Annotated in this window: 15 protein-coding genes; 3 read left to right on the top strand and 12 right to left on the bottom strand. The window is 63.2% G+C overall.

Annotation, left to right across the window (positions count from 1 at the left end):
* Positions 1-30: 30 nt before the first annotated feature.
* The 6 genes from FJ425_RS08575 to FJ425_RS08550 all read right to left on the bottom strand — a co-directional run bounded on the left by FJ425_RS08575 (position 31) and on the right by FJ425_RS08550 (position 6,699).
* Positions 31-1,299 (bottom strand): multidrug effflux MFS transporter, encoded by a 1,269-nt coding sequence (locus FJ425_RS08575; RefSeq protein ID WP_140627566.1) that lies wholly within the window; start codon positions 1,297-1,299, stop codon positions 31-33.
* Positions 1,300-1,441: 142 nt separating this feature from the next.
* Positions 1,442-1,777 carry a Grx4 family monothiol glutaredoxin gene (gene grxD / locus FJ425_RS08570; protein ID WP_059185116.1) on the bottom strand — a complete coding sequence of 112 codons (336 nt, stop codon included), beginning with the start codon at positions 1,775-1,777 and terminating at the stop codon, positions 1,442-1,444.
* Between the two features lie 175 nt (positions 1,778-1,952).
* Positions 1,953-2,186 carry a BolA family transcriptional regulator gene (locus tag FJ425_RS08565; RefSeq protein ID WP_140542647.1) on the bottom strand — a complete coding sequence of 78 codons (234 nt, stop codon included), beginning with the start codon at positions 2,184-2,186 and terminating at the stop codon, positions 1,953-1,955.
* Between the two features lie 101 nt (positions 2,187-2,287).
* A complete protein-coding gene (locus FJ425_RS08560; RefSeq protein ID WP_140627568.1) occupies positions 2,288-2,815 on the bottom strand; it encodes a hypothetical protein in 528 nt (175 codons plus the stop codon).
* A gap of 93 nt (positions 2,816-2,908) precedes the next feature.
* Positions 2,909-5,140, bottom strand: coding sequence for a phosphoribosylformylglycinamidine synthase subunit PurL (gene purL, locus FJ425_RS08555; protein WP_140627570.1), 2,232 nt, complete (start codon positions 5,138-5,140; stop codon positions 2,909-2,911).
* Positions 5,141-5,289: 149 nt separating this feature from the next.
* A complete protein-coding gene (locus tag FJ425_RS08550; RefSeq protein ID WP_140627573.1) occupies positions 5,290-6,699 on the bottom strand; it encodes a PLP-dependent aminotransferase family protein in 1,410 nt (469 codons plus the stop codon).
* A 91-nt stretch (positions 6,700-6,790) separates the two neighbouring features.
* On the opposite strand from FJ425_RS08550, the gene FJ425_RS08545 reads away from it, so the two are divergent.
* On the top strand, positions 6,791-7,039 hold the full coding sequence (locus FJ425_RS08545) for a DUF1127 domain-containing protein (RefSeq protein ID WP_140628201.1): 249 nt from the start codon (positions 6,791-6,793) through the stop codon (positions 7,037-7,039).
* 3 nt (positions 7,040-7,042) lie between these two features.
* On the opposite strand, the gene FJ425_RS08540 is transcribed toward FJ425_RS08545, so the two are convergent.
* The 5 genes from FJ425_RS08540 to purC all read right to left on the bottom strand — a co-directional run bounded on the left by FJ425_RS08540 (position 7,043) and on the right by purC (position 9,933).
* Positions 7,043-7,708, bottom strand: a complete 666-nt coding sequence (locus tag FJ425_RS08540) for a Pr6Pr family membrane protein (protein ID WP_140627575.1) — start codon at positions 7,706-7,708, stop codon at positions 7,043-7,045.
* 7 nt (positions 7,709-7,715) lie between these two features.
* The gene (locus FJ425_RS08535) at positions 7,716-8,126 is read right to left on the bottom strand and encodes a hypothetical protein (protein ID WP_140627577.1); all 411 of its coding nucleotides are present in this window, start codon (positions 8,124-8,126) and stop codon (positions 7,716-7,718) included.
* A 37-nt stretch (positions 8,127-8,163) separates the two neighbouring features.
* A complete protein-coding gene (gene purQ, locus FJ425_RS08530; protein ID WP_140627579.1) occupies positions 8,164-8,832 on the bottom strand; it encodes a phosphoribosylformylglycinamidine synthase subunit PurQ in 669 nt (222 codons plus the stop codon).
* Between the two features lie 2 nt (positions 8,833-8,834).
* Positions 8,835-9,074: a phosphoribosylformylglycinamidine synthase subunit PurS gene (gene purS / locus FJ425_RS08525; RefSeq protein WP_140627581.1), complete on the bottom strand. Its 240-nt coding sequence runs from the start codon at positions 9,072-9,074 to the stop codon at positions 8,835-8,837.
* A gap of 64 nt (positions 9,075-9,138) precedes the next feature.
* Entirely contained in the window at positions 9,139-9,933 is a 795-nt protein-coding gene (purC, locus tag FJ425_RS08520) for a phosphoribosylaminoimidazolesuccinocarboxamide synthase (protein ID WP_040995384.1), read from the bottom strand.
* Positions 9,934-10,207: 274 nt separating this feature from the next.
* On the opposite strand from purC, the gene FJ425_RS08515 reads away from it, so the two are divergent.
* Entirely contained in the window at positions 10,208-10,528 is a 321-nt protein-coding gene (locus FJ425_RS08515; protein WP_095765208.1) for a DUF1476 domain-containing protein, read from the top strand.
* Positions 10,529-10,735: 207 nt separating this feature from the next.
* The gene (locus FJ425_RS08510) at positions 10,736-11,509 is read left to right on the top strand and encodes an HpcH/HpaI aldolase/citrate lyase family protein (protein WP_095765209.1); all 774 of its coding nucleotides are present in this window, start codon (positions 10,736-10,738) and stop codon (positions 11,507-11,509) included.
* Between the two features lie 7 nt (positions 11,510-11,516).
* On the opposite strand, the gene FJ425_RS08505 is transcribed toward FJ425_RS08510, so the two are convergent.
* Positions 11,517-12,074: an alpha/beta hydrolase gene (locus FJ425_RS08505; protein ID WP_140542656.1), complete on the bottom strand. Its 558-nt coding sequence runs from the start codon at positions 12,072-12,074 to the stop codon at positions 11,517-11,519.
* Positions 12,075-12,087: the final 13 nt, after the last annotated feature.

The following is a 12,087-nucleotide window of genomic DNA, read 5'->3' as shown; positions in this document are numbered from 1 at the left end:
CTAAGGCCGGCGCCGTCTGCCAGATAACAGCTAATGCAGATCGGTGACGTGCCCTGAAACGGGGGGATTTTGAGGCTGGAACATCTTGCCACGCTCGGCAATCAGGATCATCAGCAGAGCCGCGACCGAGACACTGCAGAAGCCGGCGGCCAGAGGCGTCACCGTGCCGTTATAGGCCTGGCCGATCAGCGCGCCGATGATGGCTCCGAGGAAGGTCTGCATGAAGCCCAGGATGGACGCGGCGGTGCCGGCAAGTTCGCCGAGCGGCTCCATGGCCAAAGCGTTGAAATTCGCACCAAGTCCGCCGAACGGCAGCATCGCGCCGGCAAAAAACGCGATGAAGAGCCAGAGCGGCATCCGCATCTCCAGCGAGACGACGAGCCAGGCAAGGCTGATGCACAGGAAGACAAGCAGCGCGCCTTGCGACAGGCGGCGCATGCCGATCTGTCCGACCAGCCGCGAATTCAGATAGTTCGAGAAAGCCAGCACGCCGGCGACGCCGGCAAAGATCAGCGGGAATAATTCGCCGACATGGAAGACGTCGATATAGATCTGCTGTGCCGAGCTGATGAAGCCGAACATGGCCGCGAAGATGAAGGTGCTGGCAAAGGCGTAGCAAAGCGTGAGGCGGTTGGTGAGCACGATGCGGAAGCCGCCGGCGACGGAGCTTACCGTCAGCGGACGGCGATATTCCGGATGCAGCGTCTCGGGCAGGCGCAACAGAGCCCACGCCGACACGACCAGCGCGCCGACGGCCATGGTCACGAAAATCCAGTGCCAACTGGCAAACAGCATGACGAACTGGCCGATGCCGGGCGCGATCACCGGAATTGCCATGAACACCATGAAGATCAGCGACATCACCTCTGCCATGCGACGACCTTCGAACGTGTCGCGCACGATCGAAACGGCGATGACGCGGGTCGCCGCCGCGCCGAAGCCTTGTATCAGGCGGCAGGTGAGCAACAGGGCGAAACTCGGCGCGATGGCGGCGGCAGCCGCGGCGGCAACATAGACGACCAGGCCGAAGACCAACGGCGCACGGCGCCCGAAGCGATCCGAAATGGGTCCGAAGAAAAGCTGTCCGCCGCCGAAGCCAAGCATATAGGCGGTGATGACATATTGGCGGTGGTTCTCGCTCTCCACGCCGAGCGAGGCGCCGATCTGCTGAAGCGCCGGCAGCATGATGTCGATGGCCAGGGAATTGAGCGCCATGAGTGCCGCGCAGAGCGCGATGAATTCCCAGCGCGGAATGGGCAAGCTTGTTGCCGATTGCTGCGCTGCTGCCTGCTTGTCCACCGCGAAATCCGATTCTTCAAACGAACATGCGCCGGATTACCGGCGCATCCATTCGTCTCGTTCTCAAATCCGAGAACTACAATGCCGAGGTGGGGCGGCCCCGGAAGTTAGTGTCCGCCGGCCGATCGCCGACGCAGTCCGATCAGGCGGCGCCTTTGACGCTGACGCCCTTTTCGACCAGGAAATCCTGCAATTCACCGGCCTGGAACATCTCGCGCACGATGTCGCAACCGCCGACGAATTCGCCCTTCACATAGAGCTGCGGGATGGTCGGCCAGTTGGAATAATCCTTGATGCCCTGGCGCAGTTCGGCCGAGTCGAGCACGTTCACGCCTTTGTAGTCGGCCCCGATATAGTCGAGGATCTGCACCACCTGGCCGGAGAACCCGCATTGCGGGAAACCGGGCGTGCCCTTCATGAAGAGCACGACGTCGTTGCTCTTCACTTCATTGTCGATGTAGTCGTTGATGCCGGTCATGGACAATCCTTTCATGCCTGTGGGAGTCAGGCTCGAAGCATGTCCTTCAAATAAACCCATAGGTTGGCTGAAACAAGACGTTAGCCGTGACGCTGGCCCAATGGCGCAAGGGATAACGCGATTTTGGGCCAAGCCGCCACTTGCGGGCACGCCGGTAGCGGAAGCGAAGCAACCTTCAGTCCGGAACGCCGGTCTGCAGCGCCAGAGCATGCAGCACGCCGCCCATCTTGCCCTTCAGCGCGTCATAGACCATCTGGTGCTGCTGGACGCGGCTCTTGCCGCGGAAACTCTCGGCCACCACTTCGGCCGCGTAGTGGTCGCCGTCGCCGGCCAGATCGCGGATCGTCACCCTGGCGTCCGGAATGCCTTCCTTGATCAGTTTTTCGATGTCGTGGGCATCCATTGCCATGGCAAAATCCTGTTTCAAGCGGGCAGGCTGTGTGGTGTGACTCGGGGTGAGCCTAGAACCTTTCCAGCCCGGATTGAAGCCGTTCCGTCGCAGGAGGAAGCCTAAGAATTCTCCTGGCTCGGATGAACCACGCCGTCTTCGGTGATGTCATCGCGCGTCGAATACGCGCGGCCGAGGCTGAAGACCAGCACGTAGAGCGGGATGTTGATCAGCAGGCTGACGATCGGAAGATAGCTCGTCATCCGCCATGCGGCTGAGAAGAAAGCCTGACCGTAGCCGTCGCAGATCAAAGACGAGCCATAGTCCCAAACCGCCCCGACCACCGCGGCGACGGCAAAGAGTTTCATGCAGGTTGCGATGTGCCTTGCCCGCGCCGGCTCCGGAGAAAGCCTGTTCCACAGCACGAGGCAGGCGATTGGAACTGCGTAGACCAGAGTCTGCAAGATGAGCATCGGCAGCGTGCCGTTTGCCGCCGCCAGGAACTCGGCGCGGGTTTCCAGCCGCGGGCAGACCTCGCTCGAGGTCGTCGACAATAGGAACAGGACGAACGGGCCGAGAAACCAGAAGAAGAACAGGGACGGCCAGAAGACGACTGCAATCAGCGCCCTGGCGGTTAAATCATGTCGCATAAAAAAGGATTTATGCGACATGATTTAAGTCGCTTGTTGTAAGCATGTCTTTTTCCCGAAACCGCTGCACACTTTCGGGAGACATGCTTCTGGTCAACTGGCCTGGTCCATGAAGCGTGGGAACCAGCCCTCATGAGCGGCGGTCAATTCACTGACCGGGATCGGCCGCGCGTCACCCAGCTTCAATTCAAGTCCGCCGGTGGTGCCGATCCACGGCGCGAAGATGCCGAGCTTGCCCTGCGCATCGCGGATCCTGTCCCATTCGCCGCTTTGCGGATCGATCGAAAGCGTCAGCAGATAGCGGCCCTGGTCCTCGCCGAACCAGACCGGAATCGGGTCGGTGCCGGTGAGGCCGGGGATGGTGGCGCCGATGCCGGAGGCCATCGCCATTTCGGCGAGCGCGATCGCCAGGCCGCCGTCGGAGACATCGTGGGCCGATGTCACGACGCCGGAAGCGATCAGCGAGCGCACATGGTCGCCGACGCGCTTCTCATGCGCGAGGTCGACGGGCGGCGGCGGACCGTCGGCGCGGCCATGGATGTCACGCATATAGGCGGACTGGCCGAGATGGCTGCCCCATGTTGGCGGCGCGCCGACCAGCACGATCATCTGGCCCTCGGCGGCAAAGCCGATGCGCGCCATCTTCGACCAGTCGGCGATGAGGCCGACGCCGCCGATCGTCGGCGTCGGCAGGATGCCGCGGCCGTTCGTCTCGTTGTAGAGCGAGACATTGCCGGACACGATCGGGAAGCCGAGAGCGCGGCAGGCATCACCGATCCCTTTGATGGCGCCCACCAACTGGCCCATGATCTCGGGCCGCTCCGGATTGCCGAAATTGAGGTTGTCGGTGGCGGCAAGCGGCAAGGCGCCGGTCGCCGTCAGGTTGCGCCAGCATTCGGCCACGGCCTGCTTGCCGCCTTCGTAAGGGTCGGCCTCGCAGTAGCGCGGAGTGACGTCGGAGGAGAAGGCCAGCGCCTTGGTCGGGTGACCTTCGACGCGCACGACGCCGGCATCGCCGCCGGGCAGCTGTAGCGAATTGCCCTGGATCAGCGTGTCATACTGCTCCCACACCCAGCGGCGCGAGGAGAGATCCGGTCCCCCCAGCATCTTGAGCAACGCGTCGGCGACATCGGCCTTCGGCGCGTCGTTCGCGGCAAGCGGCGTTGGTTTCTTCGCCTCGACCCAGGGGCGGTCATATTCCGGCGCCTCGTCGCCCAGTTCCTTGATCGGCAGGTTGGCGACCTCGTCGCCCTGATGGATGACGCGGAAGCGCAGGTCATCGGTGGTCTTGCCGACAATGGCGAAGTCGAGACCCCATTTGCGGAAGATCGCCTCGGCTTCCTCTTCCTTCTCGGGGCGCAGCACCATCAGCATGCGCTCCTGGCTTTCCGACAGCATCATCTCATAGGCGCTCATGCGCTCCTCGCGCACCGGCACCTTGTCGAGGTCGAGCTCGATGCCGAGATCGCCCTTGGCGCCCATCTCGACGGCCGAGCAGGTGAGGCCGGCCGCACCCATGTCCTGGATGGCGATGACGGCGCCCGACGCCATCAGCTCGAGACAGGCCTCCAGCAGGCATTTTTCGGTGAAGGGATCGCCGACCTGCACGGTCGGGCGCTTCTCCTCGATCTTATCGTCGAATTCGGCCGAGGCCATGGTGGCGCCGCCGACACCGTCGCGCCCGGTCTTGGCGCCGAGATAGACGACCGGCAGGCCGACGCCCTTGGCCTGGGACAGGAAGATGGCGTTGGTCTTGGCAAGACCCGCCGCGAAGGCGTTGACCAGAATGTTGCCGTTGTAGCGGGCATCGAAATTGACCTCGCCGCCGACGGTCGGCACGCCGAAGGAATTGCCGTAGCCGCCGACGCCCGAAACCACGCCCGCGACAAGGTGCCGGGTCTTGGGGTGATCCGGCGCGCCGAAGCGCAGCGCGTTCATTGCCGCCACCGGCCGCGCGCCCATGGTGAAGACGTCGCGCAGGATGCCGCCGACGCCGGTCGCGGCACCCTGATAAGGTTCGATGTAGGAGGGGTGGTTATGGCTCTCCATCTTGAAGACGACGCAGTCGCCGTCGCCGATGTCGACCACGCCGGCATTTTCGCCCGGACCCTGGATGACCTGCGGGCCGCTGGTCGGCAGCGTGCGCAGCCATTTCTTGGAGGACTTGTAGGAGCAGTGCTCGTTCCACATCGCCGAGAAGATGCCGAGCTCGGTGAAGCTTGGCTCGCGGCCGACCAGATCGAGAATGCGCTGGTATTCGTCCGGCTTCAGCCCATGCGCGGCGACGAGCTCGGGAGTGATCGGCACGGAATTCGAAATGGTCATGAGCGGCGATTTTTGTCCGTGGGAGAGGGGAGTTGCTTTGAGTCTCCTCTTATCGCAAGCTTTCGCGCGATACACCCCACCGGATGACGAAAAAAGCCGGAAAACTGCCCCTGCCGGCGGAGGTCAGGGCCTAGAGCTCGCCAGCTTGATCAGGAAAAACTGTCGTAGCCGGCGCGGCCTTCGTCGAGCAGGCGGCGGATGACGGCGACGCCGCCGGCGACATCCTTGCTTTGCCGCGGCTGCGACACGCCAAAGCGCACGCCGTGAAAAACCTGCTCGGAGCGGCCGGCCTTGAACTCGTCCTCGTCGTCGATGAGCACGCCTTGCGCCAGGCAGGCGTTCTTGAAAGTGCCGGACAGCCACGGGTCCGGCAAGGTCAGCCAGACGAAGGGCACGTTGTCGCGCGCCTTGAAATCAAAACCCGCCAGCACTTCGCGCACGATGGCGAGGCGCGCCTGGATTTCGCCAATGCAGCGCTTGCGGATCTCGCCCGCCTGCCCCGACATCACCAGCCGCGTGCCGACCTCGGCCAGCAGGAAAGGCAGGCCGCCGGTCATCATCTTGTGGGCGACACGGATGCGGTGGCGGTAGGCCGGCGGGCAGGAAAGCCAGCCGCCGCGCACGCCCGCCGCGACCGACTTCGACAGGCCGCCGGCGACGATCGTGCGCTCGGGCGCGTATTCGGTCAGCAGCGGCGTCGGGTCGTCGGTGAGCTCGCCGTAAAGATCGTCCTCGATCAGCGCGACATTGTATTCGCGCGCGATCTTTGCGATCGCCTGCCGCCGCTCCGCCGACAGCGTCACCAGCGTCGGGTTCTTCGCGGTCGGCATCAGGAACATCAGCTTTGGATGTTTTTGCGCGCAGACACGCTCGAAATCGTCAGGGTCGATGCCATCGTCGTCGGTCGAAACCAACGCCGTGCGGCGGCCGATCAGCCCGGCGCTGCGCGCGATCTGCGAATAGGTGAGATGCTCGAAGACCACGTAGTCGCCGGGCATGGTCAGCGCCGCGATCGCCGCCATGACCGCGGCATGCGTGCCCAGCGTCGGCACGATCGAATCGAGCGAGGGGTGGAAGGCATTGCGCGTGAGCCAGCGGCTTCCGGCTTCGTACCAGCGTTCGGGAAAATCCCGCGTGTAGCTCGAAATGTCGTGCGGATGCTCCTGCGCCGTGCGTGCCAGCATGTCGGCAATCACCGCGCCCTGGCCGACATCGGGCGCGGCGGTGCTGTCGAAGCGCAGCTTGCCGCTCGGCGCATCGATGGGGCGCGTGCCCTGGATGGCAGGTTCCAAATCCGGCTTCGGGTCTGCGGCGCGCTGGCCGAGCACATAGGTGCCGCGGCCGACCTCGCCACTCACCAGACCGCGCTCGCGCAGCAGCTGATAGGCCCTGCCGATGGTGCCGACGGTCGTGCCGATGTCATAGGCGAGGTCGCGCTGCGGCGGCAGTTTTGCACCGGCATCGATGACGCCCTTGTCGATATCTGACTCAATGCTGTCAGCAAGGCGCTGATAGAGCGGACCGGAGCCGGAGGAAAGATCGGGGAGCCAATTTGTCATGGTGACAATTTTCTATATTGCACCGTGCGACGAGTCAATTCATATCAACCTCGCGATTGATAAGGTACAATCGAGACAAGGCAGAACGGCAATGGATACAATCGACACAATTCGACACGATAGCCCAGCTTTTCGCGCGCAGGTCGAGCTCTTGGCCCGTCGCGGTTTCGCCGGTCGTATGGCGGTTGTGCTCCGTTCCATCGTAAGGCAGATCGACCGCATGCTGGAGCGCAGGCGCGGCCGCCTCGCGCTCATGGAGATGACGGACGATCAGTTGAAGGATATCGGCATCTCGCGCTGCGATGCCCATCGCGAAGGCATCAGGGCGTTCTGGGAGTGATGCCTACCAGCGGCGGCTCGATTGGACGCGGGTTGCGGGCTTTCTCCGCAGCCGGCCGATGCCGTGATCGACATGCACGGCGAGCACGCTCAATGCGATGAACAGGGCCGTGACGCCGAGCGCCGAAACGGCAACGCTGGCCGCGCCGTTCTTGGCGACGTCGAGGAATGGGTAGGGTACTTCGCCAGTGAAGGACGCGCGTATCAGCGCGTAGGCGAGATAGGCGACCGGGTAGATCATCCACCAGGCGATGTCGCTCCACTGCCGCCTGCCATCGGCGCCCGCCACCAGCCACCACAGCACGAACAGCGCCGGCGTCACATAGTGCAAGAGGACGTCGCAGAGCAGGAACAAACCCTGCGGCTGCCAGAGCCTCGCCAGAACCGTGGTGTAGACGATGAAAACCAGAGTCATGGCCACGGCTACGCCAGTCCGCGTCCGCGGTCCGGCAAAGGCCGGGAACCACGCATAGCCGGCGGGTGACAGCAGCGAGGCGTGCACCATTACAGCGGCGATGTTGGTCAGGATGGTGAAGAAGCTGAAATAGAAGACGATCGAGCCGGGCAGGCTGCGTCCGGCCGCCATTGACGCCGGGATGGTAATGGCGAATTGCAGGACAAGCGCAATCAGCCCGATAACCAGTCCCGCGGCCTGCAGGAACCGGGCCATGGCAACCTCAGGCGGCAGCCGCGCAGGACGGGTTGCCGGCCTGCCAGCGGGCGAGATCGGAACCGATGCGCGCGCCGAGCGGCTCGTTCATCAGCGGCCCGAAGGCATCGACGCGGCTGGAATTGCCCTGCGCCTGCACGACCAGCAGCGGCTTGCCGCCATAATGCTTGGCGGGTACCAGCAGGAAGCGCGGCGTGCCGCTGTAGGAATTGAGCTCGTTGGCCATCTGGTAGGATTTGAAGGCCGGATCCTTGCTGGCGATCCAGCATTTGTGCGCAGCGATCGCGACCTGTTCCATGGCGAGCAGCGAGGCGCTCTTGCCTGAGGGAACCGGCGTCGTCTTGGGGCTGGACTGGCAGGAAGCCAAGGCGAACCCGGCGGCGGCCAGGAGAGCAAGGCGAGCAATCGTCAGTCTCATGGTCAGTCCGCCCCCGAGTTCTAGAAATTTTGAAGGATCAGGCAGCGATGCCGAGCGCGCTTTGGAAAAGCGCCCGTCCGTCCTCGCCGCCGTGCGCCGCCTCGATCAGGTTTTCCGGATGCGGCATCAGGCCGAGCACGTTGCCCTTGTCGTTGACGATGCCGGCAATGTCGTTGATCGAGCCGTTGGGATTGGTGTTTTCCGCATAGCGGAACACCACCTGGCCTTCGCCTTCTATCCGGGCAAGCGTCTCGGCATCGGCGAAATAGTTGCCGTCATGATGCGCCACCGGCGAGCGGATGATCTGTCCCGGCTGGTAGCGGCGGGTGAACATGGTGTTGGCGTTGGCGATCTCGAGCTTCACCTGCCGGCAGACGAATTTCAGCGAGGCGTTGCGCATCAGGGCGCCGGGCAGCAATCCCGCCTCGACCAGAATCTGGAAGCCGTTGCAGACGCCGATGACGGTCACGCCCTTGGCCGCCTTTTCAGCAACCGCCCGCATCACCGGCATGCGTGCCGCGATCGCGCCGCAGCGCAGATAGTCGCCGAAGGAGAAGCCGCCCGGGATAGCGATCAGATCGACATCGGGGATTTCAGTGTCGGTCTGCCAGACGGTCGCCGGCGCCTGGCCGGAAATCTTGGTCAGCGCCGCGATCATGTCGCGGTCGCGGTTGAGGCCTGGCAGGAGGACGACGGCTGATTTCATTGTCAGGCGATCTCCACCGCGTAGTTCTCGATCACCGTGTTCGCCAGAAGCTTGTCGCACATGGCCTTTAGGTCGGCTTCGGCCTTGGCCTTGTCGGTTCCGGTGAGCTCGACGTCGAACACCTTGCCCTGGCGCACCTGGCCGACGCCGTCGAAGCCAAGCCCGGAGAGCGCGTGCTCGATCGCCTTGCCCTGCGGGTCAAGGACGCCGTTCTTGAGGGTCACGGTGATACGGGCTTTCATCGATGCTCCTGGGCAGATCGTCGTTTAGGAAAGGCCTGCCATTGTCCGGCAGGCCCGTCAGTATTCAGTGCTTCAGGCCCTTGGGCGCCTCGGAAGAGGCGACGAGCACGGGGCCCGTCGGGCGCGGCGGCTCGTTTTCGTTGATGATGCCGAGACGGCGGGCAACTTCCTGATAGGCTTCGACCAGACCGCCCATGTCGCGGCGGAAACGGTCCTTGTCGAGCTTGTCCTGGGTGGCGACGTCCCACAGCCGGCAGGAATCCGGCGAGATCTCGTCGGCGACGACGATGCGCATCATGTCACCCTCGAACAGGCGGCCGCATTCGATCTTAAAGTCGACCAGCTGGATGCCGACGCCCAGAAACAGGCCGGACAGGAAGTCGTTGACGCGGATGGCCAAGGCCATGATGTCGTCGATTTCCTGGGGGCTTGCCCAGCCGAAGGCGGTGATGTGCTCTTCCGACACCATCGGGTCGTCGAGCGCGTCGGCCTTGTAGTAGAATTCGATGATCGAGCGCGGCAGCACCGTGCCTTCCTCGATGCCAAGGCGCTTGGACAGCGAGCCGGCGGCAACGTTGCGCACCACCACCTCGAGCGGGATGATCTCGACTTCCTTGATCAGCTGCTCGCGCATGTTGAGCCGGCGGATGAAATGGGTCGGGATGCCCATGCGGTTCAAATGGTTGAAGATGTGCTCGGAAATGCGGTTGTTGAGCACGCCCTTGCCATCGACCACTTCATGCTTCTTCTTGTTGAAAGCGGTGGCATCGTCCTTGAAAAACTGGATCAGCGTCCCCGGCTCAGGGCCCTCATAGAGGATCTTGGCCTTGCCTTCGTAAATGCGGCGGCGATTTTTCATCTGATTTTTTCTCTGGATCTGCGGGCAGGCGGCAATCGACCGATTCCTGCCCGTCTGCCTAAATTAGTATGGCGAAGGCGGCGTTCAATGCCGGTGTTATCGCAATCGCCTTGTTTGCTCAATCGGCAAATCCCGCGAATCAACTGCTTTCGGGACTGAAATGCCGCAGCGCAGCATGCGACGAAGCATATTGACCCGCTCGCGACCTTTTGGTTTGTGCTTGCCCATCACACATATTCACCGCCAAGCGAATCGGATTGATCGGAGGGACGTCATGAGCAGCATGAAAGACCGCGAAGAGGGCTTCGAGCGCAAATTCGCCTTCGACGAGGAGCTTCGCTTCAAGGCTGCGGCGCGCCGCAACAAGGCGCTTGGCCTGTGGGCCGCCGAGAAACTGGGCAAATCCGGCGCCGATGCCGAAGCCTATGCCAAGGAAGTGGTGGTCTCCGATATCGAGGAAGCGGGCGACCACGATGTTTTCCGCAAGATCCGCACGGATTTTGACGCGGCCGGTGTCGCCCAGTCCGACCATCAGATCCGCCGCACCATGGACGAGCTGATGGCGCAGGCGATCGAGGAGATCAAGAACAGCTGAGGCTGTGTCGTCCGAAAACCGCCTCGCGCTTTTCGGCGTCATGCGCCATCTCTTTGTTTTTACGCAATTCCGGACGGAAAACCGTTGCGCATTCTCCTGAAATTGCTCTGACTGGACCAATCGACCGCTCGGCCAAGCCGGGCGGTTTTTCTTTGCCTTCACATCATTTCCGGCCAAAACTGCGGATTGTTTACAAGGAAACTTCCGATGTCGCTCAAGTCCCGCCTGGCCGCCGACGAAACGCTGTTCACCGCCTGGTCGGGCGTGCCGGACGCGCTGACGGTCGAAATCATCGCCAAGCAGGGTTTTGACGCCGTCACACTCGACATGCAGCATGGCGGACATCATGAGGACAGCGTGCTGCGCGGCCTGGTGCCGGTGCTCGCCGCCAACAAGCCGGCGCTGGTGCGCATTCCGGTCGGACGCTTCGATATGGCGAGCCGCGCGCTCGATTTCGGCGCAGAGGCGGTGATCGCGCCGATGGTGAACTCCGTGGCCGATGCAAGGCAATTCGCCGCCGCGATGAAATATCCGCCGCTGGGCGAACGCTCCTGGGGCCCGACCTATGCTTTCCCGCGCCATGGCAAGGGCGACCATGCCGAATGGCTGCGCGACACGAACCAGCGCACCATGGCTTTCGCCATGGTCGAGACGCGGGCCGCCCTCGAGGCGCTGGACGGTATTTTGGATACGCCCGGCATCGACGGCATCTTCGTCGGTCCGTCGGATTTCTCGATCGCCTGGTCGAACGGCACCACCATCAACTCGACGCTGGAAAGCATGATGGAGACGGTCGCGTCGATCGCCGAGCGGACGCGCAAGGCCGGCAAGCATGCCGCGATCTATGTCATCGAACCGGCGATTGCCGGGCGCGTCGTGTCGATGGGCTTCCGGCTGCTCGCCATGGGCTCGGACCACACGCTGATCTCGCTCGGCGCGAAAACGCTGTTGAAGAGCATGCGGGATTCGATCGGCTCCTAGACGCCGATCAGGGTTCTTTCAGTTCCGTCAGGAATTTGGCGAAAGTCATCGAACCCTCGGGCCACGGGCCGAAGCCGGCGTCGTGGTTGAGATGGCCTGCCTCGCCGGCGTCGATGAAGAGCGATCCCCAGGCGGCGGCAATGTCCTCGGCGACCTCGAAGGCGCAGAACGGATCGTTGCGGCTGGCGATCACGATGGACGGAAAGGGCAGGGGATCGCGCGAATAGGGGCCGAAGGTCATCAGATGCCTTGGCCTGATTTCCGGATTGGAGACGTCGGGCGGCGCGACGAAGAAGGCGCCGGCGACCGGCTTCTTGAATTGCGGGATGGCCTGCACCGCCGCAGTCACGCCCAGCGAGTGCGCAACGAGCACTACCGGCCGCTCGGCCTCGTTGACGGCGTTCGCCACGCTCGCCGTCCAGTCCTCGCGCACAGGCTTCGTCCATTCCGCCTGCTCGACCCGGCGCGCCGTCGACAGTTTCGACTGCCAGCGGGTCTGCCAGTGCTCGGGGCCGGAATTGGTGTAGCCCGGCACGATCAGGATATCTGCGTCTTTGACTTTCATGGCGCCGATGTAG

Origin of the sequence: Mesorhizobium sp. B2-7-2 (genome assembly GCF_006440775.1) — a bacterium.
In the GTDB taxonomy this organism is placed as follows: Bacteria; Pseudomonadota; Alphaproteobacteria; order Rhizobiales; family Rhizobiaceae; genus Mesorhizobium.
The sequence above is the reverse complement of the archived record's forward strand: the minus strand, read 5'-3'. Positions and strand labels throughout refer to the sequence as shown.